The organism is Ralstonia sp. Ralssp110, assembly GCF_047325135.1.
GTDB lineage: Bacteria > Pseudomonadota > Gammaproteobacteria > Burkholderiales > Burkholderiaceae > Ralstonia > Ralstonia mojiangensis.
Genome location: NZ_CP168610.1, coordinates 1,684,367 through 1,708,746 on the forward strand (window position 1 = coordinate 1,684,367; position 24,380 = coordinate 1,708,746).

Annotated in this window: 20 protein-coding genes; 19 read left to right on the plus strand and 1 reads right to left on the minus strand. The window is 62.0% G+C overall.

The window, feature by feature from the left end:
- The first annotated feature begins 106 nt into the window (after window positions 1-106).
- Genes cyoB through ACEN9T_RS16815 form a run of 4 tightly spaced genes read left to right on the plus strand, consistent with a single transcriptional unit; the run spans window position 107 to window position 3,626 of the window.
- On the plus strand, window positions 107-2,110 hold the full coding sequence (gene cyoB / locus ACEN9T_RS16800) for a cytochrome o ubiquinol oxidase subunit I (protein ID WP_413708349.1): 2,004 nt from the start codon (window positions 107-109) through the stop codon (window positions 2,108-2,110).
- The gene (cyoC, locus tag ACEN9T_RS16805) at window positions 2,103-2,768 is read left to right on the plus strand and encodes a cytochrome o ubiquinol oxidase subunit III (protein WP_092970212.1); all 666 of its coding nucleotides are present in this window, start codon (window positions 2,103-2,105) and stop codon (window positions 2,766-2,768) included. The genes cyoB and cyoC overlap by 8 nt, the downstream gene beginning before the upstream one ends.
- Window positions 2,765-3,193, plus strand: a complete 429-nt coding sequence (gene cyoD / locus ACEN9T_RS16810) for a cytochrome o ubiquinol oxidase subunit IV (RefSeq protein WP_413708350.1) — start codon at window positions 2,765-2,767, stop codon at window positions 3,191-3,193. The genes cyoC and cyoD overlap by 4 nt, the downstream gene beginning before the upstream one ends.
- Before the next feature lie 7 nt (window positions 3,194-3,200).
- Entirely contained in the window at window positions 3,201-3,626 is a 426-nt protein-coding gene (locus tag ACEN9T_RS16815; protein WP_092970216.1) for a GNAT family N-acetyltransferase, read from the plus strand.
- Window positions 3,627-3,635: 9 nt separating this feature from the next.
- Here the strand turns inward: ACEN9T_RS16815 and ACEN9T_RS16820 are convergent, their stop codons facing one another.
- Window positions 3,636-4,532 (minus strand): LysR family transcriptional regulator, encoded by an 897-nt coding sequence (locus ACEN9T_RS16820; RefSeq protein ID WP_413708351.1) that lies wholly within the window; start codon window positions 4,530-4,532, stop codon window positions 3,636-3,638.
- Window positions 4,533-4,648: 116 nt separating this feature from the next.
- Here ACEN9T_RS16820 and ACEN9T_RS16825 point away from each other — a divergent pair, with 116 nt between their 5' ends.
- The 15 genes from ACEN9T_RS16825 to clpP all read left to right on the plus strand — a co-directional run bounded on the left by ACEN9T_RS16825 (window position 4,649) and on the right by clpP (window position 24,235).
- The gene (locus ACEN9T_RS16825) at window positions 4,649-6,412 is read left to right on the plus strand and encodes an acyl-CoA dehydrogenase family protein (RefSeq protein WP_413708352.1); all 1,764 of its coding nucleotides are present in this window, start codon (window positions 4,649-4,651) and stop codon (window positions 6,410-6,412) included.
- Window positions 6,409-7,596: a CaiB/BaiF CoA transferase family protein gene (locus tag ACEN9T_RS16830; RefSeq protein ID WP_413708353.1), complete on the plus strand. Its 1,188-nt coding sequence runs from the start codon at window positions 6,409-6,411 to the stop codon at window positions 7,594-7,596. The genes ACEN9T_RS16825 and ACEN9T_RS16830 overlap by 4 nt, the downstream gene beginning before the upstream one ends.
- 80 nt (window positions 7,597-7,676) lie before the next feature.
- Window positions 7,677-9,083 (plus strand): MFS transporter, encoded by a 1,407-nt coding sequence (locus tag ACEN9T_RS16835; protein WP_413708354.1) that lies wholly within the window; start codon window positions 7,677-7,679, stop codon window positions 9,081-9,083.
- 101 nt (window positions 9,084-9,184) lie between these two features.
- On the plus strand, window positions 9,185-9,379 hold the full coding sequence (locus tag ACEN9T_RS16840; RefSeq protein ID WP_260771918.1) for a hypothetical protein: 195 nt from the start codon (window positions 9,185-9,187) through the stop codon (window positions 9,377-9,379).
- 155 nt (window positions 9,380-9,534) lie between these two features.
- The gene (locus ACEN9T_RS16845) at window positions 9,535-10,065 is read left to right on the plus strand and encodes a sigma-70 family RNA polymerase sigma factor (RefSeq protein WP_413708355.1); all 531 of its coding nucleotides are present in this window, start codon (window positions 9,535-9,537) and stop codon (window positions 10,063-10,065) included.
- 217 nt (window positions 10,066-10,282) lie between these two features.
- Window positions 10,283-12,364 (plus strand): TonB-dependent siderophore receptor, encoded by a 2,082-nt coding sequence (locus ACEN9T_RS16850; protein WP_413708356.1) that lies wholly within the window; start codon window positions 10,283-10,285, stop codon window positions 12,362-12,364.
- 313 nt (window positions 12,365-12,677) lie between these two features.
- Window positions 12,678-14,057, plus strand: a complete 1,380-nt coding sequence (locus ACEN9T_RS16855) for a lysine N(6)-hydroxylase/L-ornithine N(5)-oxygenase family protein (protein WP_413708357.1) — start codon at window positions 12,678-12,680, stop codon at window positions 14,055-14,057.
- Window positions 14,054-15,292 carry an MFS transporter gene (locus ACEN9T_RS16860; protein ID WP_092970234.1) on the plus strand — a complete coding sequence of 413 codons (1,239 nt, stop codon included), beginning with the start codon at window positions 14,054-14,056 and terminating at the stop codon, window positions 15,290-15,292. Before ACEN9T_RS16855 ends, ACEN9T_RS16860 begins: the two co-directional genes overlap by 4 nt.
- Window positions 15,282-15,887 carry a GNAT family N-acetyltransferase gene (locus ACEN9T_RS16865; RefSeq protein WP_413708358.1) on the plus strand — a complete coding sequence of 202 codons (606 nt, stop codon included), beginning with the start codon at window positions 15,282-15,284 and terminating at the stop codon, window positions 15,885-15,887. The genes ACEN9T_RS16860 and ACEN9T_RS16865 overlap by 11 nt, the downstream gene beginning before the upstream one ends.
- Before the next feature lie 18 nt (window positions 15,888-15,905).
- Window positions 15,906-17,789, plus strand: coding sequence for an IucA/IucC family protein (locus ACEN9T_RS16870; protein WP_413708359.1), 1,884 nt, complete (start codon window positions 15,906-15,908; stop codon window positions 17,787-17,789).
- Window positions 17,786-18,607 (plus strand): siderophore ferric iron reductase, encoded by an 822-nt coding sequence (locus ACEN9T_RS16875; RefSeq protein ID WP_413708360.1) that lies wholly within the window; start codon window positions 17,786-17,788, stop codon window positions 18,605-18,607. The genes ACEN9T_RS16870 and ACEN9T_RS16875 overlap by 4 nt, the downstream gene beginning before the upstream one ends.
- 95 nt (window positions 18,608-18,702) lie before the next feature.
- A complete protein-coding gene (locus tag ACEN9T_RS16880) occupies window positions 18,703-19,863 on the plus strand; it encodes an aromatic ring-hydroxylating oxygenase subunit alpha (RefSeq protein WP_413708361.1) in 1,161 nt (386 codons plus the stop codon).
- 76 nt (window positions 19,864-19,939) lie between these two features.
- Window positions 19,940-21,958 carry a bifunctional tRNA (5-methylaminomethyl-2-thiouridine)(34)-methyltransferase MnmD/FAD-dependent 5-carboxymethylaminomethyl-2-thiouridine(34) oxidoreductase MnmC gene (gene mnmC, locus ACEN9T_RS16885; RefSeq protein ID WP_413708362.1) on the plus strand — a complete coding sequence of 673 codons (2,019 nt, stop codon included), beginning with the start codon at window positions 19,940-19,942 and terminating at the stop codon, window positions 21,956-21,958.
- A gap of 244 nt (window positions 21,959-22,202) precedes the next feature.
- Window positions 22,203-23,546 (plus strand): trigger factor, encoded by a 1,344-nt coding sequence (tig, locus tag ACEN9T_RS16890; RefSeq protein WP_092970246.1) that lies wholly within the window; start codon window positions 22,203-22,205, stop codon window positions 23,544-23,546.
- A gap of 41 nt (window positions 23,547-23,587) precedes the next feature.
- Window positions 23,588-24,235, plus strand: a complete 648-nt coding sequence (clpP, locus tag ACEN9T_RS16895; protein ID WP_024975598.1) for an ATP-dependent Clp endopeptidase proteolytic subunit ClpP — start codon at window positions 23,588-23,590, stop codon at window positions 24,233-24,235.
- The last annotated feature ends 145 nt before the right edge of the window (window positions 24,236-24,380 follow it).

Here is a 24,380-nt window from a genome sequence, read left to right on the forward strand (position 1 = left end):
CTGAGTCGTTCCGGCCCTTTGCGCTTTTCAGCTCTTTCAGTCCCTTTGACGTTTTTCGCCAACATTGATCGGCCAGAATTGGTCAATACAGGCCCAGGTGACATCCATGCCCGAGCGTTCCGAACTCGCCAACATGATCTTTGGCCGCCTGACGTGGGAGGCCATTCCGTATCACGAGCCCATCCTGCTCGCTACCTTTGCGGTCGTCGCGCTTGGCGGCCTTGTGGTGGTTGGAGCGCTGACGTACTTCCGCGTCTGGGGCTACCTCTGGCGTGAATGGTTCACCAGCATCGACCACAAGAAGATCGGCATCATGTACGTCGTGCTGGGCATCGTGATGCTGCTGCGCGGCTTTGCCGATGCCGTCATGATGCGGATCCAGCAAGCGGTGGCGTTTGGCGACAACCTCGGCTACTTGCCGCCGCATCACTACGACCAGATCTTCACCGCGCACGGCGTGATCATGATCTTCTTCGTGGCCATGCCGCTGGTGACGGGGCTGATGAACTTTGTCATGCCGTTGCAGATTGGCGCGCGCGACGTGGCGTTTCCGTTCCTCAACAACTTCAGTTTCTGGATGACCACGGGCGGTGCCGTCCTGGTGATGATGTCGTTGTTCGTGGGCGAATTCGCCCGCACCGGCTGGCTGGCCTATCCGCCGCTTTCCGGCATCCTTGCAAGCCCCGACGTGGGCGTCGATTACTACATATGGGCGTTGCAGATAGCGGGCGTTGGGACCGTGCTATCAGGCATCAACTTGCTGGTCACCATCGTCAAGATGCGTGCGCCCGGCATGACGCTGATGCGCATGCCGATCTTCACGTGGACGGCGCTGTGCACCAACGCGCTGATCGTTGCAGCGTTTCCAGTGCTGACGGCCGCCGTGACGCTGCTCGCATTGGACCGCTATGTCGGCACCCATTTCTTTACGGTCGAGCAGGGCGGCAGCGCGATGATGTATGTGAACCTGATCTGGATCTGGGGCCATCCCGAGGTCTACATCCTGGTGCTGCCCGCGTTCGGCATCTTCTCGGAAGTGGTGGCCACGTTCTGCCGAAAGCGTCTGTTCGGCTACGCGTCGATGGTGTACGCAACGGTCGTGATCACCGTGCTGTCTTACCTGGTCTGGCTCCATCACTTCTTCACCATGGGGTCGGGCGCCAGCGTCAACTCGTTCTTCGGGATCACGACGATGATCATCTCGATCCCGACCGGGGCCAAAATCTTCAACTGGCTGTTCACGATGTATCACGGCAAGATCCGCTTCGAGCCGCCGATGCTGTGGACTATCGGGTTCATGGTCACCTTCGTGGTGGGCGGCATGACCGGCGTGTTGCTGGCGGTGCCGCCCGCGGATTTCTCGCTGCACAACAGCCTGTTCCTGATCGCACACTTCCACAACGTGATCATTGGCGGTGTGCTGTTCGGTCTCATGGCAGGCATCACCTACTGGTTCCCCAAGGCATTTGGCTACCGCCTCGTGTCGTCGTGGGGCAAGGCTTCGTTCTGGTTTTGGTTTGTCGGCTTCTATTTCGCGTTCATGCCGCTGTACTGGCTTGGCATGCTTGGCGTGACACGCCGCATGAACCATTTCGACGATGCGTCGTTGCAGATCTGGTTCCAGATCGCCGCCTTTGGCGCGCTGCTGATCGCCATCGGCATCGCCTGCTTCCTGATCCAGCTTGTGGTCAGCTTCCGGCGCCGCGAGGAACTGCGCGATACGACCGGCGACCCCTGGAACGGCCGCACGCTGGAGTGGTCGACCTCGTCACCGCCGCCGCAGTACAACTTCGCGTTCACGCCGCTCGTACATGACGCCGATGCCTGGTGGCAGATGAAGCAGTACGGCTACCGGCGTCCGCAGGAGGGCTTCAAGCCCATTCACATGCCCAAGGGCACCGCCGCAGGGATCGTGCTCGCGGGGCTGTCCACGGTGTGCGGCTTTGCGCTGATCTGGCATATCTGGTGGCTGGCCATCCTGTCATTCGGGGCCACGATCGTCTCGGCAATCATTCACACCTTCAACTACAAGCGCGATTACTACATCCCGACGGAAGAGGTGATCCGGACCGAAGCATCGCGCACCCAACTGATGGCAGGCCATGGCTGACACGACCGCACCTCTGCATGTGACCGGCCCTACGGGTACCACCACGGTAGATGACGTACCGCCGGGCGGCTACCAGTTCCACGTCACCGAAGAACCGCATGTGCCAAATGGCACGCTGCTCGGGTTCTGGCTGTACCTGATGAGCGACTGCCTGATATTTGCGTGCCTATTTGCCGCGTATGGCGTGCTGGGCCGCGAGTATGCAGGCGGGCCCACCGGGGCAGAGCTGTTCGAGCTGCCACTGGTGGCGCTCAACACATCGTTCCTTCTGCTGTCGTCCATCACCTACGGCTTTGCGATGTTGCAGATGCAGCAGAACAAGGTCTCCGCCATGCAGATCTGGCTGGCCATCACGTGGGCCTTCGGGGCTGCGTTTCTTGCGGTGGAACTTTACGAATTTGCGCACCTGATACACGAGGGCGCGGGGCCGACGCGCAGCGCGTTCCTGACCTCGTTCTTCTCGCTGGTCGGCACGCACGGGCTGCACGTAACGTTTGGCCTGATCTGGTTGATCGTGCTGATGCTGCAGGTGTCAAAGCACGGGCTGATCACAGCCAACAAGCGCCGGCTGATGTGCCTGTCGATGTTCTGGCACTTTCTGGACGTTGTCTGGATCGGCGTCTTTACCTTCGTCTACCTGATGGGAACGCTGCCATGAGCGCGCAAGATCAAACGATGAACGGCCACGGTGATACCCACGATGGTCGTCACCACGAAGAAGAGATCGGGCCTCACGCCACGCTGGGCGGCTACCTGACGGGTTTTGTGCTGTCCGTCTTCCTGACGGCAATTCCGTTCTGGCTGGTGATGGGGAACGTCTTCGACAGATCATCGACCACGGCGGTGGCGATTCTGCTCATCGGCGCGGTGCAGATCGTGGTGCACATGATTTACTTCCTGCACATGAACGCCAAGTCCGAGGGCGGCTGGAACATGCTGTCGCTGATGTTCACGCTGGTGCTTGTGGTCATTACGCTCAGCGGTTCGCTCTGGGTGATGTACCACCTGAACGCGAACATGATGCCGCATATGCGTCCGCCAGCGCAGTCGAGCCCCGTCAGCCTGCCGGCCCGAACACAGTAGGGCCGGTATGCATGCTCCAGAAATCATCGTCACCGACGCGGCGGATGATGAATCGATCCAGGTCATCGGCAAAGGGTTGAACCACTTCAACGATCAACACGTCGGCTATGGCGACAGGCAACCGCTAGCGGTGCTGGTCCGCGATCCGCAGAGCGGCGACGTGGTGGGCGGCGCGAGCGGGCGGACATCGCTGGGGTTGCTGTTTCTCGATCTGTTCCATCTGCCCGAGACGTTGCGCGGCATGGGCATTGGCACCGAGGTGTTGCGCAGGTTTGAAGAAGAGGGCCGCCGCCGCGGTTGCCGCTCGGCGGTGGTCTATACGATCAGCTTTCAGGCACCACAGTTTTACGAACGCAACGGCTGGGTACGGTTTGGAGAGGTCCCTTGCGACCCGCCCGGTACGAGCCGGATCTTCCTCTGCAAGACGCTGTGAGTTAAGCCCTCAAGGCTTCACGTTCTCTTGCGCAGCGGCTTCGAGGTACTCGAGAAAGCGGCTTGCTACCGGCTCTGCATCGCCCGTGCGTCGCAATGACAGCACGGGCGATTCTTTTTTGCCGCCAGCCAGCGGAACAAAGCTGACGCGCGCGTCGCCTGCGTGCTGCAGCGTCTTGGGTACCAGCGCCACGCCCATGCTGAACCCCACCATCGTCACCACCGTTTGCCACAGCCGTGCCTCGTGACGAATCACGGGGCTGAAGCCAGCATCTACGCACAGCGCGATGATCAGGTCGTGATAGTGCGGCGACACGGTGCGTGGAAAGAGGATGAACGGCTCTTGCGCAAGCGAGTCCAGCCCCACGCTCTTGCGACGCGCCAGCGCGTGGCCAGCGGGCAAGCAGGCGACGAAAGGTTCCGAGAAGATCGGCGTGGAAACGACTTCGGCGGGAAACGTGCCCCAGTACGCGCAACCCAGGTCGATCTGCTGGCGCTGAATCGCCTGGACCTGCTCGCCGGTGTTCATCTCGCGCAGGATGATCTCCACGGCGGGGTGATCGGCCTCGAAGCGCTCCACCGCGCGTGGCAGGCCGCGATACAGCATCGAATTGACAAAGCCGACACGAAGCCGGCCCGCCAGCCCGTGCGCGGAGCGCTGCGTGATGCGCTCGACTTCCGCCGCTTGCTGCAACAGCTTGCGGGCCTCGTCCAATAGCACTTGGCCGGCGTTGGTTAGCGCCACGCTCTTGTTGGTGCGCGCGAGCAATTGCACGCCCAGTTGATCCTCGAACTTGCGGATGTCGAAACTCAGCGCCGGTTGCGAGATGAACAGCCGTTGCGCCGCACGCCCGAAGTGCAGTTCTTCCGCCACGGCAACGAAGTAGCGCAGCTGTTTCAGGTCCATGGCGGCCTAGTTGAACGATAAGAGATATTTATCGTACCGGATAAAACCTGTATTGGACGATTATCGATGGCGTTTCTATGCTGGCCGGACAAAACAGGAGACAGCGAGGCCCCCGCATGAACGACATCGCCCGCGAGCCGCTTACGACCCATCCCAGCGGCCATCAAAATATCCCCGACAGCCGGGGCATCAATTTCTTTCACGTCGATCCGGACCTCGGGCGTCTCTTGAGCCTGTATCTGGGCGACGCCCGATACCGCGAGCTGGAGCCCCAGCTCAAGTCGCTCGGCCAGCGCGCTTCGGACGAACTCGACGCCTGGGCCATCAGCGCGGATCACAATCCGCCGCAGCTTCGCCACCGCACCCGCCGCGGCGAAGCCTTGCAAAGCATCGACAAGCACCCCGATTACATTGCGCTCGAACGCGTGGCCTATGCCGAGCTTGGTCTCGCATCGATGAGCCATGCCGGCGATGCACCGCCGCCGCTGGTCAAATACGCGCTCACATATCTGTTCGTGCAGGCCGAGTTCGGCCTGTGCTGCCCCGTCAGCATGACGGATTCGCTCACGCGCACGTTGCGCAAGTTCGGCGATCCGGCGTTGGTGGCGCGTTATCTGCCGATGCTGACTTCGCGCGACTTTGATGTGCTGTACCAGGGCGCGATGTTCATGACTGAACAGGCGGCCGGTTCAGACGTCGCACGCATCGCCACGCGTGCCGCCTTGGAAACCGCACCCGACGGCACGCAAACGTGGCGCCTGTACGGCGACAAATGGTTCTGCTCGAACGCGGATGCCGATCTCGCCATGGTGCTCGCCCGCCCAGACGGGGCGCCATCCGGCATCAACGGTTTGGCACTGTTCCTGTTGCCCAAGACGCTGCGCGATGGCTCGCGCAACCACTACCGCATCGTCCGCCTGAAAGACAAGCTAGGCACCCGCTCGATGGCCAGCGGCGAGATCGTGCTTGAGGGCGCCACCGCATACCTGATCGGCGAGATCGGCCGAGGCTTCCACCAGATGGCCGACATGATCAACATGTCGCGCCTGTCGAACGGCGTGCGCGCTGCGGGACTGATGCGCCGCGCCAGCACCGAAGCGTTGCACATTGCGCGCAACCGTGAAGCCTTTGGCCGCAAGCTGATCGACATGCCGTTGATGCAGCGCCAGCTTTTGAAGATGCTGCTGCCGACGGAGCAGGCGCGGTCGATGTTCATGCAGATCGCGCAACTGCTGCCGCTGGCCGATGCAGGCGACGCGCAAGCCGCCAAATGTGTGCGCATCCTGACGCCGCTCATCAAGTTCCGCGCGTGCCGCGATGCGCGCCGCGTAACCGGAGACGCGATGGAAGTGCGCGGCGGCACCGGCTACATCGAAGAGTGGAGCGATGCGCGCCTCGTGCGTGACGCCCATCTGGGCTCTATCTGGGAAGGTACAAGCAACATCGTCGCGCTTGACATTGCACGCGCTGTGAGGCGCGAAGGCGCGTTGGAGCCGTTGCGCGCTTATCTCATCGGCATGCTCGATGGCGTCACGCTGCCGCCGCAAAGCGATGAGTTGCTGCGCGCCACGCTTGAGCGCGTATGCGGCGCAATCGGCAAAGTGGCTGAAGACGGCAGCGACGAACTGGTGCGTCAGGCCGGCTCTGCGCTGTATCACATCACTACGGCTATCTTCATGGCGGTGGAAGGCGTGCGTCTGGCGCCGGACCATCGCCGGCTGGCGCTTGCGCATCTGGTGCTGCGTCATAAACTGCTGCCGGTCGATCCGCTGGCCTTGCCCGAGAACGATGACGCATTGCTGCTCGATGCGCTCGTCAAGCAGCGCGAGGTGTCATTTGCGCTCGCCGTGCGGGCCTTGCCGACAGGAGACGCGCAATGAGCGCAATCCACGGCGCATTGCACGGCCTGAAGGTCATCGACCTGAGCCGCGTGCTCGGTGGCCCATATTGCACGCAGGCACTCGCCGATCACGGCGCGCAGGTTATCAAGCTCGAACCACCTGTTGGCGACGAGACGCGCACCTGGGGCCCGCCCTTCGACGAAAGCGATACCGCCTGGTACTTCAACGGCGTCAACCGCAACAAGCTCGGTATCTCGGTCGACCTGTCGAACGAAGAGGGCCGCGCCGTGCTCTGGCAATTGCTGGAGGACGCCGACGTGCTGGTCGAGAACTTCAAGCCTGGCACGCTCGCCCGCTGGGGTATGGATTTCGAGCGCGACCTGCAACCGCGCTTTCCGCGCTTGATCCACTGCGCCGTTTCCGGCTTCGGCCCTGACGGCCCGCTCGGTGGGCTACCCGGCTACGACGCCGCCATCCAGGCCATGGCCGGCCTGATGAGCGTCAACGGCGAACGCGACGGCGGCCCCATGCGCGTCGGCTTGCCGATCGTCGACATGGTGACGGGGCTCAACGCGCTCGCCGGCATCCTGCTTGCGCTGGCCGAGCGCGAGAAGAGCGGGCGCGGGCAATCGATCGACATCGCGTTGTATGACTGCGGCGTATCGCTGCTGCATCCTCATCTGCCGAACTACTTCGGCTCGGGCAAGGTACCCCAGCGCAGCGGCAATGCGCACCCGAACATCGCGCCGTACGACAGCTACCAGACTGGCACCGAGCCGATCTTTCTGGCGGTGGGTAACGATCGCCAGTTCGCCAAGCTGTGCGCGCATATCGGCGCGGCGGAACTGGCGCAAGACGCGCGCTTTGCCGACAACCGTAGCCGCTGCGCGCATCGGGCGGAGCTGAAGCACGCGCTGGAAGCACAACTGGCGGGCTTCGACTGCGAGACGCTTGCGCAAGACCTGGTCCATGGCGGCGTACCGTGCGGGCCCGTGTTGAGTGTCGATGTGGTCGCGCGCCATCCGCATACGCTGCACCGGCAGCTGGTGGTCGAGTTGGGGACGTACCGTGGGATTGGATCACCCATCAAGCTGTCGCGCACGCCGGCAACGTATCGCAGCGCTCCGCCCGCACTCGGTGCTGATACCGATGCCGTGCTCGCGTCGCTGGGCATTGACGCAGACACCCGTCAGCGCTTGTTTCAGGCGGGTGTTCTGAAATGAAATAAAGCAGGTTCACCACAACAAGGCAGTCAGCCCAGCAGAGGCTGCGCCAAACCGGCAGTACCACCAAGGAGACAAACATGCTTCACCAGCCTGCGCCCCAGACCGACGCGGCCGCAAACCTGCAACCGCGCCGCGCTGCGGTGGCCGCGTTTATCGGCACCACCATCGAGTGGTACGACTTCTACATCTACGGCCTTGCTGCCGCACTTGTCTTCGGCAAGGTGTTCTTCTCCAAGACGCTGGACCCGGGCATCGCCACACTGCTGTCGTTCGTCACGCTGTGGGCAGGCTTTGCGGCACGGCCCATCGGCGGGATCATCTTTGGCCATCTGGGCGACAAGATTGGCCGCAAGACCACACTCATCATCACGCTCATCCTGATGGGCTTGGCGACGATGGGAATCGGCCTGCTCCCGGGCTATGCGCAGATTGGCATGTGGGCGCCGGTGGGCTTGGTGGTGCTGCGCGTGATCCAGGGCGTGGCGGTGGGCGGTGAGTGGGGCGGCGCGGTGCTGATCGCCAGCGAGAGCGCACCCAAGCGCAAGAGCATTCTGTACTCGGCGTTTGCCCAGCAGGGTTCGCCCACGGGCAACCTGCTGGCGACGCTGGTGTTCTTTGCCCTGAGCGCGTTGCCGACACCGCAGTTCATGCTGTGGGGCTGGCGCGTGCCGTTCCTACTGTCGGCGCTGCTGGTGATTGTCGGCATGGTCATCCGCCTGAAGCTGGAAGAGTCGGATGACATGAAGCGCGTGCTGGCGCAGAAGAAGACCGTCAAATTGCCGCTCAAAGACGTGGTGCGTGACCACTGGGGCCTCGTGCTGCTGAGTGCAGGCACGCTGCCGCTCATTCACGTGACGTACCTGAAGAGCAATTTCGCGCTCGCATGGGCGACGAAGGAACTCGGCTACGCGCAGGACACTTTCCTCGGCATCATCGCGATTGCGTTGGTGGTCCAGTTCATCACGCAGCCAATCGGTGCATGGCTGGTTTCGCGCATGGACATGCGTCGAGCCATCTGCCTGATGGTGCTGCCTGAGTTCCTGCTCATGCCAGTGATGTTCTTTGCCATCGAGACCAAGGTGTATTGGATTGCGCTGCTCGGCATGTGCCTGGCAACGATTCCGCATTCAATGTTCTACGGTGCTATCGGCGGCATTCTGGCGCGCGTGTTCCCGACGCGCATCCGCTATACAGGCCTGTCGCTGGCGTATCAACTGTGTTCGCTCGTGGTGGGTGGCGGCACGCCCGTGTTCGCGCAGTGGATGCTCAACAGCAGCGGCAATATCGTGGGCGTGGCGGTGTCGTCGGCGCTGTATGCGCTGGTGTCGCTGGCGTGCACGCTGGTGCTGCTCAACCGCACGGGCTATCGCGCAGACGAGTTGTCCACCGCCGAACGCGCAGATGCGATGGACCTGGGGCAGGGTGATGCCGATGTCTCTCGGCGGCTCGCGGGCCCTGGGGCCAAGCCGGTCGCTGCTGTCTGAGTTGCGGTGGGCACCGTGTCCTACACGAAATGTGCGGTGGCGCACCTGCCGCGCGTTCCCTACGATGGCAAGGCGAGCCATACGAAACGGGGAAGCGTGCCATGTCCATCTTTGACGAGAACGAGCATCGCGAGGCCTTCTGGGAAACCGTGCGCCAGGCGATTGAGGCGCGCCACCAAGCCGATGAAGCCCGTCGGGCAGGGCGGTTGACTGGGCTGGCAATCGGCCTGTCGGTGGCTGCGCTGGCGGTTGCGCTGATGGCTTGGAGGCGTCGGTCCCCGGAGGATGTGGCCTAGCGTCATGTAGCAGCCTGCCGCCGATTCTGAGCACTGCCTTTCGAATTCCCGTTTGCGAAGAGGGTTTTGCGCCCATAAAATGAGAATGATTCTCATTTGTATGGACGCGATGCGTGCGTGTTCTGCGTGCGTCCGGTTAATTTCCGGGAGCCCGCATGCCTGCCGTTCAGCCAGAGCCGCTGTACGACACCAATACGTCCATCGACGCGCTCTATATGCAGCACTGCGATTGGCTTTTTGCGTGGCTGCGCAAAAAGCTCGCGTGCGCGGAAGAAGCGGCGGACGTAATGCACGACACCTTCATGCGTGTGCTGGCTGCGCCCGACAAGCTGAACGAAGTACGCGAGCCGCGCGCGTATCTGACGACTACCGCCAAGCATTTGATGATCGACCGGGCGCGCCATCGACGCGTCGAATGCGCATGCCTGGACGAATTGACATTGAGGTCTGCGCAGTTCGAGCATGCACCGTCGCCAGAGCAACGCCTGGCGCAGGCGCAGGCGTTGCAGCACACAAGCGCGATGCTGGAAACGCTGTCGCCCAGTGCGCGCGAGGCGGTGCGGTTGCGCTACATCGAAGGGGAGTCCCATGCGTGCATTGCCGAACAGCTTGGCAAGTCAACGCGCATGGTGCGTAAGTACCTCGTGCAAGCGGTGGAGCGTTGCGCGACATGCACGATGACCTGATCGAAAGAAATTTCTCGAGCCAGTTCCGCTTTCGCAGTGTGGATCGTCGATGGGTGTGGAGACCACACGCATCTTCCAACACACCATGCCAAAGCAAACGAACACAACAACGGTTTTTCCATCCGACACGATTTGCCATACGAGGCTGGGCCCGATAGCGCTTGCTGCACGGCTGAGTTGCGCAGTGCTGCTGGCGGGGGTTCTGCCAACGCAAGTGATGGCGCAGCGTACCACCGGCGAAATCAGTGCCACGCTGCCCGCGACCACAGCAGTGGGGCGAGGCGAGACGGCGCAAAGTCCCGGCAAAGGCTTCGTTGCCAGGCAGAGCGCGGCGGGCACGAAGACCGATACGCCGATCATCGAAACGCCGCAATCGATTTCGGTGGTGACGCAGCAGCAACTGGACGACCAGAAGCCGCGCGGCATTTCAGAGGCGCTCAATTACACGTCTGGCGCATTCACCGCACTGGTGGGCGCATCCAACCGCTACGACTACGTTGCGCTGCGCGGCTTTAGCGACAGCAGTGTCGACAACACCTTGCTCGATGGCCTGCGCCTGATGAGTGACCAGGGCAGTTACAGCTCGTTCCAGGTCGATCCGTATTTCCTCCAGCGCATTGACGTGCTTAAGGGGCCGGGTTCGATCCTGTACGGTCGTGCGTCGCCGGGTGGCGTGGTGGCGCTGACGAGCAAGAAGCCGCTCTTCCAGCCGTACCACGAGGTGGAACTCACGGTGGGCAATCGCAACCGTTTGGAAGGGGCGTTCGATATCTCAGGACCTATCGACCAGAACGGCGTGATGGCATTCCGCGTGACCGGCCTGGCGCGCGGCATGGACACGCAGTTCGACCACGTGCGCGAGCAGCGTTTTGCGATTGCGCCGTCGCTGGCGATCAACTTCACGCCTGATACGCATCTGCTGCTGCAAGCGTATTTGCAGCACGATCCGGAGGGCGGCTATCACAGCGGTGTGCCGGCCGAAGGCAGCCTCTTCCCGCGCAACGGTCGCTACATCTCCCGCTACTTTTTCGATGGCGATCCAACCGTCGAAAAATATCGTCGTACTGAGCGCATGGTCGGCTATCAGTTTGAGCATGCGTTCAATGACCAACTGACTGTGCGCCAGAACTTCCGCTACGTGTTCGGCGATACGCGCCTGCGCCAGATTTACGGCTTCGGCTGGGCCAGTGCGGACGAACTGACGCGCTACTATTCGGGCGCCAAGGAAGCCACGCACGCATACACGGTTGATAACCAGTTGGAGGGCAAGTTCGCCACGGGCGCGATGAAACACACGATGCTGTTCGGCCTCGATTATCAGAAGCGTCACGTCGATGGCTTCTGGGAATCCGGCAGCGCCGACCCGATCAATGCCTTCAATCCGGTGTATGGCAGCCCCGGCGTGACCGGCTTGACCGGCGTGACGGCATCGCCTATCGACCGTTGGCTTGAGCAGACTGGCCTGTACTTGCAGGATCAGATTGCAATCGACCGCTGGCGCTTCACGCTCGGCGTGCGCGAGGACCACGCCAAGGCGTCCAATCTGTACGGTACTGGCACGCCGTCGGAATGGAGCGGCTCGAAGTTCACCAAACGTGCGGGCGTGGTCTATCTGTTTGACAACGGTATCGCACCGTATTTCAGCTACTCGGATGGTTTCAACCCGAGCCTGCGCGCAGACCAGCGGGGCAATCTGCTGCAACCGGCCACCGCCCAGCAGTTCGAGGCAGGCGTGCGTTATCAGCCGAAGGGCTCAAGCACGCTGCTGGCAGCGTCTGTGTTCAACCTTGACCAGGAGAACGTGGCGACCAAGCCGGTGGGACAGATCTACTACGTGCCCAGCGGCAAGATCCGCACGCGCGGCGTCGAACTGGAAGCGCGCACGCAGGTGACGGACACCGTGTCGGTGCTGGCCAACTACACCTTCACCAACATGAAGTTCATCGAGTCGGCTGAGGGCTTCGTAGGCAACACGCCGTATCAGGTGCCGCGCCATATGGCGTCGGCCTGGGTGGACTGGCGCTTCATGCCGGGCTACACCGCCGGCATGGGCTTGCGCTACGTCGGCACAAGCTGGGGCGACAACGCCAACAGCTTCAAGGTGCCGCCGTATACGCTGGTGGACCTGATGTTGCGCATTGACCTTGCACGTTGGGATCCGTCGCTCAAGGGTGCCAAGCTGCAATTGTCTGCCAAGAATCTCTTTAATAAGAATTACGTGGCATCCTGCTTGAGCAATGCCTATTGTTATTGGGGTGATGCGCGCAATGTGATGGCCACTATTTCTTATCAATGGTAATTACCTTTTCTTCACACAAGCATTCCATTTTCTGTGTAGTATTGTGACTTAGCTTGTTGTCCGGCGATTGCTTGCATTGCATCGCCGGGCATTTCGAATATGTTCCCGATATCGCGCTTGCGATATTCATGATCATTCAGCGGCCGGCACGCATCGGCTGTGATCAAACCCCCACCTGAATTCACCCGGCCTAGGCACGGCCTCAAGCCGCCGGCCGACGGAGGGCGTGCGCGTTCGCTGCGCTTGCCCAGTCGCGTTCCTGGTGCTGTCGTTTGGTAAATGCAGTCTTTGCAAATCGGGAGGTTCAAGCGTGATGAGGTCCGATGTTTATGATTTTATTGCGATTGGTTTAGGGCCATTCAATTTAAGTCTGGCCTGTCTGGCAGAGCCGATTGATGGTTTGGATGGTGTATTTCTGGAGCGCGCTGAAGAATTCAATTGGCACCCTGGCATGCTGATTGATAACACCACATTGCAGAACCCCTTTCTGGCTGATCTGGTGAGTCTGGCAGACCCGAAAAGCCGCTTCAGCTTTCTGAATTACTGCAAGCAGGAAGGCAAGATCTATTCGTACTACATCCGCGAGAACTTCTATCTGAGCCGCGCGGAATACAACCGCTACTGCAAATGGGTCATCGCACAACTCAGCAGCGTGCATTTCCACCACGACGTGGACGCGCTGGTTTATGACGCTCAACGTGATTGCTACGTCGTCACGGGCTTTCGCGGCGCAGAGCGGGAGCCGTTCGTACTGCGCGCACGCAAGCTGGTGCTGGGCGTTGGATCATCACCGTCATTTCCCGCATGCGTGCCTCGCGATGGGCATCGCTATCTGCACACCGCCGACTACATCGACGTGCGGGAGGCGCTGCGCGAGAAACGCTCCATCACCATTGTCGGCAGCGGGCAAAGCGCGGCGGAGGTCTATTACGACCTGCTCAAGGAGCGCGACAAATACGACTACAGCCTCGTCTGGATCACGCGTTCGCCGCGCTTCTTCCAGATGGAGAACACCAAGCTGACGCTGGAGATGATCTCTCCGGACTACATCGATTACTTCTTCAACCTGCCGGATGGTCGCAAGGAAAGCATCATCCGCAAGCAGGACAGCCTCTACAAAGGGGTCAATGCGAGCCTGATCAACCAGATATACGATCTCCTCGACGACAAGCGCAAGACGGGCGCGCTGCGCACGCACCTCATCACCAACTGCGAGTTGCAGGCCTGTCGGCACGATGCCGCGACCGGTACCTACGAGATTGAGTTTCAGCAGCTCGACAGCGGCGCGCGCTATGCACATCGCACCGAAGGGCTCGTGCTTGCCACGGGCTATGAGCAGAACATCCCCGCGTTTATCGATGGCATCCGCCACCGCCTGCGCTGGGACGCCAAGGGTCGATATCAGCTTTCGCGCAACTACGCGGCCGATTTCAACGGCAATGAGGTCTACGTGCAGAACGCCGGCCTGCACACGCACGGCCTGACCAATCCTGACCTCGGGATGAGCTGCTACCGCAACTCCTGCATCATCCGCGAGCTGACAGGAGTGGAACACTACAAGATCGAGCAGCGCATCGCCATCCAGGACTTTTCGATTCCGGCCACGCCCGATTTCATTCCGCTGGCTGCCAAGGGATCTGCCCAGGAGCACGTGCCGGAAACGGTCGAGGAGACCGCCGGGGTAGCCGCATGACATTGCGCCGCTACATCATTCTGATGACCGCGTTTGCCGTCATCAGCGATGCGATCCTGATTCCGTTCTATCCGCAATTCTTTGCATCGCGTTATGGGCTGGACAGCCCCGTACATGTGGGCGCGTACGTGGCCGCCATCTCCATCGCAGTGATGTGCACGTTGCCTGTCTGGGCGCGCGTAGCCAAGCGCGTGGAACCGCTGCACCTACTGGTCTACACGCAATTCGCGGCAGGCACGTTCAGTCTGCTGAGCGACTGGGCGCCCGACGTGGTGACGTACTGGGTGCTGTCGATGCTGATGTTCATGTGCAAGAGCAGCTACTTGCTGATGTATCCGTACATGATGCGGCTCACTCCCAAGGCGCAGCACGCCGCCACGGTGGGCATCCTCTCCGTGGTGGTGCACTTTGGCGCCATCTTCGGCGCGGTGGTGGGCGGTTTCGTTCTGCAGACCTGGGGGCCGCGCGCAAGCATCGTCGCCATGGCGGCGGGCGATTTCTTCCAGATGGGCGTGTGCCTGTATCTGATCCGCAGCGGCAAGATCGTGCCCGTCAATTCGGGCGAGCATGCGCAAGCTTCTGCCGATGAGCCGACTCGCACAAGTTGGCGTGATCGCCTGCCGATCCTGCGCCTGGCATTGGTGATGCTGGTGTTCGACTTCAGCGCGTACCTGATTCGTTCGTTCTTTGCCGTGTACTGGCAGCAGGTATCGGGCAGCGGCAGCGAGTTCGTTTCAGGCTTGGTCTTTGCCATACCGGGTGCGATGGCCATCATGGCGTTGCGCTTGCATGCCCGCATCCGGGCACGCGGCGGTCGGCTGCCCGACCATACGCTGGGCAATTTGCTGCTCGGCGCCGCCGGTTTGCTGCTGCAGGCTGCGCCCGACGCTGCGCTGATCGTTCTGGGTCGCGTGCTTTATGGCTGGGCGCTGTTCCAGATCATCGTCAAGCTCGATGTGAGCCTGTTCCGGCTTTCTACGCCGCAGCGCTATGCGCACGACTACAGCATCACCAATTTCTTCCAGAACCTGGGTGTGCTGCTGTCTTCGTTTGCGGCAGGGGCCATCGTCAGCCGCTACGGATTGCACGTGCCGTTCCTGCTGGCGGCCGGGGGCTTTGTGCTGACAGCGCTGCTAGATCGCCTGATCCTGAACGTGCCGAGTGCCGCGCGTGCGACCGAAGCAGGCAGGGCAGGCGAACCCGCCAACCTGGAGGCGCCCGCCCATGCCAATTGATATGCGCGCCATCCACCGTCGCGCTGATGCGGCACACGTGCCGTACACGGATGCCGAGGGTTACACCTTCCACCTGCTGCGTATTCCGGAAGACATTCCGATACTGCACCGCTGGTTCCAGCCGGAGCGCGCGTCGTTCTGGCTGATGCGCGACAAAACCGAAGCCGAGATCCTTCAGATTTATCGAGAGCTGATGGACTCCGGGCATGCCACTGCCTATCTCGTCTGGAAAGCAGGGCGCCCCGTCTTCCTGGCCGAGTGCTACGACCCAGCGCACGACCGCATCCGTGCGTTCTACGACGTGCTGCCCGGCGATTTGGGCATGCACTTCTTCATCGGCCCATCGGATGTGCGCGTGCCGGGCTACACGCGCGTGGTGTTCTTCGCGTTGATGCGTTTCATGTTCGAACACCTCGGGGCGGCCCGCATCGTGGTCGAGCCCGACGCCAACAACGAACGTATTCACGCCATCAACCGGGCCGCCGGCTTCGTCTACGACCGCAACGTCGCCTTTACCGAAAAGATTGCCAGCCTCGCTTTCTGCACCCGACGGGATTTTGAACAGGCTACCGTCCTTACCGCAGCCACCGCTTAACAAGCCAAAGGATTCGCCATGAATGTGACGCTTCAGAACCAGCTTTCCCAGCACCCGGCCCAGGCCGCGGCTCATCTCACGCCAGAAGTCTGGGCGCAGGCCAATCGGCTGCTGCTGCGCAAAGCCATTGCCGAATATGCGCACGAGATCATCCTGCAACCCGAACACGTGAAAGACGCGGCCAACGGCTTCGCGCTGTTTCAGGTGTTTTCCGACGACGGCAAGGTCTGCTACCAGTTCGAAGCCCAGCGGTTGGCGCTGCGCCATTGGTTCATCCGGTCGGAGTCGATTCGCCGCCTTGTCGATGGCGTTGAGCAACCGCTTGATGCATTGCAATTCATCATCGAATGCCGCCAGCGTCTTTGCATCCGTGACGATCTGCTGCCCATCTACCTCGACGAAATCAGCAGCACGCTGTTCGGTAGTGCCTACAAGCGCATGAAGGCCGACGCCCCAAGTAGTGCACAACTGGCCGACGCCACCGACTTCCAGACCATCGAGGTCGCAATGATGGAAGGGCACCCAGGTTTTGTCGCCAACAATGGACGGCTCGGCTTCAATGCTGTCGACTACCAAGCCTATGCGCCGGAGGCAGGGTCCGACATCCGCGTGATCTGGCTGGCGGTACACAAAGACCACGCCACGCCATCGACGCTTTCCACGCTGGATTACGCGCAGTTGCTGGCCGAAGAACTGGGCCAGGGCACGGTTGACGATTTCACCCGGCAGGTGGCTGCCAAGGGCGTCGACCCAGCCGACTACCACTTCATGCCCGCGCACCCGTGGCAGTGGTTCAGCAAGCTTTCCATTGCATTCGCCGGCTACGTGGCGCAGCGCAAGATCATCTGCCTCGACTACAGCGCGGACCACTACATCGCTCAGCAATCCATTCGCACGTTGTTCAACACGAGTGATCGCTCCAAGCGCTATGTGAAAACCTCGCTGTCGATCCTGAACATGGGGTTCATGCGTGGGCTATCGCCCTATTACATGTCGGGCACGCCAGCCATCAACGAGTTCATCAAGGGGCTGGTGTCAAACGATCCGTTCCTGCGAGAGAACGGCTTCACCATCCTCCAGGAAGTGGCCGCGATCGGCTTCCGAAATTTCTATTACGAGGCGGCGATTCCAGCAGATACACCGTACAAGAAGATGTTCTCTGCACTGTGGCGCGAGAACCCGCTGCAACTTCTGCAGCCGGGTGAGCGCTTGATGACGATGGCCGCGTTGCTGCATGTCGACAAGGACGGCGTCGCGCTGATGCCGGAGTTGATCCGGCGCTCCGGCCTGCCGGCACTGACGTGGGTGCGGCGATACCTGCAGGCGTACCTCACGCCGCTGCTGCATTGCTTCTACGCGCACGACTTGAGCTTCATGCCGCATGGCGAAAACCTCATCCTCGTGATCGACAACCACGTGCCAGTGCGCGCCATCATGAAAGACATTGCGGAGGAGTCGGCCATCCTGGAAATCAAGGCGCGCGAATGGCTGCCTGAGCGTGTGCAACGCCTGGCCGTGGAGGTGCCGGACAACTTCAAACTGCTCGGCATCTTCATCGACGTGTTCGATGGTGTGTTGCGCCACATCAATCACGTGCTGGTGGAAAACGGCTGCTGCACAGAAGACGAGTTCTGGGGTGCGGTCGCGGATTGCGTGTACGACTACCAGGACGCGCATCCGGAACGCGCCGCCAAGTATGCCCACTACGACATGTTCGTCCCCGAGTTCCTGCATTCGTGCCTGAACCGCCTGCAACTGGGCAACAACGTGCAGATGGTGAATCTGGCAGACCCGGCATCGAGCCTGAAGATGGCCGGCAACCTGGTCAATCCGATCGCCAAGTTCCGGCGCGCGGCGCGGGGGCCTTCGGTGGCGGCCGAAACAGAGGAAGCGGCCGCATGACAGACGGCATGCGCGCCTTCGCAGAAGACGCCACCGCCCCGGGCTTCGCCACGGCTGCAGTCTGGCGGCCGTTGCCTGCCCCGCATCTCGCGCGTGTGTGGGCGGTGGCGCAGCGCGTCATCCCCAGCTTGCGCGGTGAGCAGGGCGGCCAAGCGCCGGCCGGCGCACTGCGTCTGGGCGATGACGCTGCATTGCAAGCGCTATGCGGTCACTGGGCGCGCGCTTATCCGGAAGCCGGCTCGCATTACCTCGCCCTGCGGTGTTGGAGCTTGGCGATCTGGCAGCCAATCTATCTGTGTGTGATCGCCGCGCATCTCGATGCGCCGATGCCCAGGTTGACAGGTCTTGCGCAGCCCGTGAAGAACGGTTTCCCGAGCGGTGTTCATTTACCTGTGCATGCGCCAGTCGATGGCACGTTCGCCGTGCGGATGGAAGCCGCTTCTGCTGAACTTCGCATGTTCAGCGCGGCAATGCGGCGCGCGCTGAAACCGTTGGTGGCGTTACACGATCGCGCTGCCGATCGGCTGCAAGCCGAGTGCGTGCTTGGCGCCCTCATGGCCGTGCGTCCGCATGCGCAGCTGTCCGATGCGGGCCTGGTAGCAGCAGGGGAGGAGTGGCTCGCGCATCTTGGCATCTCCGGTGGTTGCGGCTTCTTTGCCTACCGCGCCCGAGACGGCACGCGCGCGCTTGCTCTCGACCGCAAGGTCTGCTGCCACCATTTCCGCCGCCACGACGGAGAAAAGTGCAGCACCTGTCCGAAGCTCGCGCTAGACGCGCGCATCGCCCGCCTGCTGGCCGAAGCGTCCTGCGCGTCCTGAACGTTCTGGGGCGAGCTCGGTCCCCCGATACCTGGTGGGGCGGAAGCGTTCGACCCACGCCGAACCCCTCGCCACTCCGTGTTGGAGACTCTTCGATGACTGATGTCGGGCGCCTGGCGCACGTGATGCCAGCGCATACCCAATTACCCGTCGCCGCGTATTTCGACGAAGCCTTGTTCGCGTGCGAACTCGAAACCATCTTCAAGCATTCCGCCTGCTATGTCGGCAACGAAAAAGCCGTACCCGAATGCGGCGATTGGCGGCGCCTCGCCCACGAAGGGGGCGGCCGTGTGCTCGTGCGCAACGCCAGCGGGGTGGAGTTGATGTCCAATGTCTGTCGGCATCGACAAGCGCTGATTCTCGGAGGTGAAACGGGCAGCGTGGCTGGCCCAGGGAACGGCACGGGCAACTTGCGCGCAGCTGGCGGCAACATCGTCTGCCCCTTGCACCGCTGGACGTACACCGACCGCGGCGAGCTGATCGGTGCCCCGCAGTTCCCCAGCAAGCCATGCAAGAACCTGCAGCGCTTTGAACTGCGCAACTGCCATGGCTTGCTGTTCGAAGGCCCCCGCGATCCGGTACGCGACATGGCGCCGCTGTTCGCGCGTCCCGAGTTCGACTTTGGCGACTACGTGCTCGACCACGTGGAAGTCCATCAGTGCAACTACAACTGGAAGACCTTCATCGAGGTCTATCTGGAGGATTACCACGTCGCGCCGTTTCATCCGGGGCTTGGCCACTTCGTTACATGCGACAACCTGGAATGGGAATTCGCCGACTGGTACAGCATGCAGCGCGTCGGCATCCACCAGGCACTCAGCCAGCCGGGCTCGGATGTCTACGGTGCATGGCACGATCGTCTGCTGGACTATCGACACGGTGCGTCGCCAGACTTTGGCGCGATCTGGGTCACGTATTTCCCTACGCATATGATCGAGCTGTATCCGCATGTGCTGGTGCTCTCCACGCTGTATCCGAAAGGGCCGCAAGACACGGTCAACGTGGTCGAGTTCTATTACCCGGAAGAAATTGCCACATTCGAGCGTGAATTCGTCGAAGCGCAGCGCGCCGCCTACATGGAAACCTGCATCGAAGACGACGAGATTGGCGAGCGCATGGACGCTGGCCGTCGGGCCCTGATGGAGCGCGGCGTGTCGGAAACGGGGCCGTATCAGTCGCCGCTCGAAGACGGTATGCAGCACTTCCACGCGTGGTACCGGCGCGTGATGGGCACGCTGCCCGTCGCCGACGTGTAACGCAGAGCCGCTGCCTTAGATCAAGGCGCAGGGAAGGGGCGGCGTTACAATTCGCCGCTTCTTCCCAGGGTGTTTCATGCCACGCGGCCTCGTTCTCGCCACGCCTCAACTCACGTCGGACGGCACACCGTTCTCGGCGCAGTACGACGACGTCTATCACAGCTCCGAAGGCGGTCTGGCGCAGGCGCATCACGTTTTTCTGGGTGGCAACCGCTTGCCGGCTGCGTGGCAGGGCAAGCGCGCTTTCACCATCGTCGAAACCGGCTTCGGCCAGGGCCTCAATTTTCTGGCCACGTGGGCTGCATGGCGCGATGATCCGCAACGTTGTGCGCGGCTCGATTTCGTCTCGATCGAGAAGCATCCGTTCGATCGCGCTGGCTTGTCGATCGTGCATCCGAAGGGCGGCGCGCTGGCCCCCCTGGCCGAGACGCTCCGCCAATCATGGCCAGTGCCGGTGCCCGGTGTGCATCGCCTGGTGTTCGACGGCGGCCGCGTCACCCTCACGCTGCTGTTCGGTGATGCGATGGAGACGCTGCCCCAACTCTCGTGCGCCGCCGACGCGTTCTATCTCGACGGGTTCTCTCCTGCCAAGAACCCTGACCTGTGGCAGCCGCGCGTGTTCAAGCAGCTTGCGCGGGTCGCTCGTGCCGGCGCGACATTGGCCACGTACACCGCCGCAGGATTCGTGCGACGCGGCCTGCAGGAGGCTGGCTTCGAGGCCCACAAGGCGCCCGGCTTCGGCTCCAAACGCGACATGACGGTCGCGCAGTTCCCGACCCATTGGCGCACCAGGCGCGGGCCGGCTGAAGCGCCCGCCTGGAGCCAGCATCACGCCATCGTGCTTGGCGCCGGGCTTGCGGGCTGCTCTGTTGCCGAGCGGCTCGCATCGCGCGGCTGGCGCATCACGCTCATCGACGAAAGCGATGGCCCCGCGCATGGTACGTCGGCGCATCGCGCAGCGGCCATGCACCCGCATGTGTCCATCGACGACAGCGTGCTCTCGCGCCTCTCGCGCGCCGGCAACTTGCTCGCACGCCGCCATTGGGACGCACTCGATCGCGCCGGCTTCGCCACAGGTTTCCAACCCACCGGTGTGCTCCAACTCGCCGAACACGCCGACGACGCCGTCGAGCAGCAACGCATCGTGCAAGCGCTCGGCTATCCGGCCGATTACATCGATTGGCTCAATGTGGACGACGCCGCCCGGCGCGTCGGTGCCGGCGTGCCCCAGGGCGGCTGGTGGTTTGCGCAAGCCGGCTGGGTCGCGCCGCCTGACGTTTGCCGCGCCAATCTGGCCGCGGCTGGCGCCGCAGTCGATGCACGCTGGAATACGCACGTCGAATCGCTGCGCCAAGCCGGCGATCAATGGCATGCACTGGATTCCCGAGGCGAGGTGATTGCGAGCGCGCCGGTCGTCGTTCTTGCCAACAGTCTTGGTGCCGCACGCCTGGCTCCGCTCACATCTGCGTCGCTCAAGCCAGTGCGCGGTCAACTTACCGATGTGCCCATGAGCAATTTGGACACGGGTGCGGCATGGCCGAAGGCCGTCGTCTGCGGCGATGGCTACTTGCTGCCCGCCGAATCGGGGGCAAAGACGGTGCGCACGGGCTCGTCGTTCCAGCCGGGCGAATCCGATCTGGCCGAGCGCGTTGCCGATCACGCGGCCAATCTCGGGCGGCTGGCCCGGTTGCAGCCACAGCAATCGGGCGCGCTGGCGACGCTCAATCCCTCAGCACTGCATGGTTATGTTGGTGTGCGGTGCGTCTCCGCAAATCGGTTGCCGTTGATCGGCCCACTGGTGGATGAGGCGGCGGCCATGGCGCCCGGCTTTCGTTTGCGCGGTCCACATGCACAACTGCCTCGCCTCGCCGGGCTGTATGCGGCGCTTGCGTATGGCTCGCGCGGGCTCACATGGTCGGTGCTGGGGGCGGAGCTGCTTGCGGCCCAGATCGACGGTGGTCCGTTGCCGCTTGAATCCGATCTGGCCGCGGCGCTTGATCCTGGCCGCTTCATCCTGCGGGCATTGCAGCATCGACGCGCGCAGGAGCAGGGCGCCGCACCCGCGGAAAATGAAATCGCGGGACCGGTGGATTGACGCGCCGTTTGAAGGGTTTTCCAAGCGTTCTGACCCAAAAAAGCAGGGCCGCCGAACGTTCCATGCCATAATATGCGTTTTGCGTTTGCCAGCCTGAACGCGCCCGTTGTGCCGTGCATCGTGCAGTCGAGCGGCCCTCGCGCCGCATTCCTGCAAGCCCGGCAAGACCAAGAACTTTGAACCACGGCTGCTGCTGGCGCTGCGCCGTTCGACGCAACCATTTTCTGAATCTGGAATTACGACCATGTCGACTATCGAAAACCTCGGCAAGCTTGATCGCAAAGTGACCCTGGCTGTCCCGAAGGCCGAAGTGGAGCAAGAGAAGCAAAGCCGTCTGGCGCGTCTGTCCAAGACCGTCAAGATGTCCGGCTTCCGCCCGGGCAAGGTCCCCATGAAGATGGTCGAGAAGCAATACGGCCAGCAAGTCGAATTCGAAGTTCGCTACGACAAGGCTGCCCGTCAGTTCTTCGACATCACGAATGAGCAAGGCGTGAAGGTTGCCGGCCAACCGCGCTTCGAGCTGAAGACCGAAGGCGTGGCCGATGATCAAGTCGCGTTCGACGCCACCTTCGAGGTGTATCCGGAAGTCAAGCTCGGCGATCTGGCTGGCGCGGAACTGACCCGCACCAAGACCGAAATCACCGATGCCGAGATCGACAAGACCCTCGACATCCTGCGTAAGCAACGCGTGCACTATCACCCGCGCGGCGAAGCCGGCGAGCATGGCGACGGCGGTGCAGCTGTTGCACAAGACGGCGACCGCGTGACGGTCGATTTCGTCGGCACGATCGATGGCGTGGAATTCGCTGGTGGCAAGGCTGAAGGTTTCAGCTTCGTGCTGGGCGAAGGCCGCATGCTGCCTGAGTTCGAGCAAGCCACGCTGGGCCTGAAGCAAGGCGAGTCCAAGAAGTTCCCGCTGGCGTTCCCCGAGGACTACCACGGCAAGGACGTCGCCGGTAAGACCGCTGAATTCACCGTCACGCTCAAGCAAGTCGAATGGGCGCACCTGCCGGAAGTCAACGAAGCCTTTGCGCAATCGCTGGGCATCGCCGACGGCAACCTCGACAAGATGCGCGCCGACATCCGCGAAAACCTCGAGCGTGAAGTCAAGCGTCGCACGCACGCTCTGCTCAAGGACCAAGTCATGGAAGCGCTGCTGAAGGTGGCAGAGCTGGACGTGCCGAAGTCGCTGGTCGAGCAAGACCAAGAACGTCTGGTCGAAATGGCCCGTCGCGACCTCGAATCGCGCGGCATGCCGAACGCCAAGAACATGCCGATCCCCGCCGAGATGTTCACGCAGCAAGCTGAGCGCCGCGTGAAGCTGGGTCTGGTGCTGGCCGAAGTCGTGAAGGCCAACGGCTTGGAAGCCAAGCCGGAGCAGATCAAGGCTGAAATCGAAGAGTTCGCCAAGAGCTACGAAGATCCGAAGGAAGTCATCCGCTGGTACTACGGCGACCAGCAGCGCCTGGCCGAGATGGAAGCCTACGTGCTCGAAAACAACGTGGTAAATTTTGTGTGCGACAAGGCCAAGGTCACCGACAAGGCTGTGTCGTTCGAAGAGCTGACCGCCACTCCGGCGCAAGGCTGATTCGATCGATAGAGTTTCCGAAATAAGCACCGGAGAACCGCATGATCCGCAATGAACTGATCGACCAACTTGCTCGCACCCAGGCCTCCGCGCTCGAAACGCAGGGGCTCGGTCTGGTGCCGATGGTGGTCGAGCAGTCTGGCCGCGGCGAGCGCGCCTACGACATCTACTCGCGCCTGCTCAAGGAGCGAGTGATCTTCATGGTGGGCGAGGTCAACGACCAGACTGCCAACCTCGTGGTGGCACAGTTGCTGTTCCTGGAAAGTGAGAATCCGGACAAGGACATCTCGCTGTACATCAATTCGCCGGGCGGTTCAGTGTCGTCCGGTCTGGCGATGTACGACACGATGCAGTTCATCAAGCCGGACGTGTCCACGCTGTGCATGGGCATGGCGGCCAGCATGGGCGCGTTCCTGCTGGCAGCTGGTGCGAAGGGCAAGCGTCTTGCCTTGCCGAACTCGCGCATCATGATTCACCAGCCGCTGGGTGGTGCACGCGGCCAAGCCTCGGACATCGAGATTCAGGCCCGCGAGATTCTGTACCTGCGTGAGCGCCTGAACACTGTGCTTTCGGAGGCGACCGGTCAGCCAGTCGACAAGATCGCCCGCGACACGGATCGCGACAACTTCATGAGCAGCGAGCAGGCCAAGGAATACGGTCTGATCGATCAGGTCATCGCCAAGCGCTGAAGTGTCGAAGTCATGCGTCGATGTGCGCGGTAGGCGGGGTTGCCGGTGCGTTCTACGGCACACCGGTTAACCGCACCAAACATGTCAAGCGGTGTCAAAAACGAGGCCTCGCGCCTCGTTTTTGCTTTGAACAACACCTGCGGAT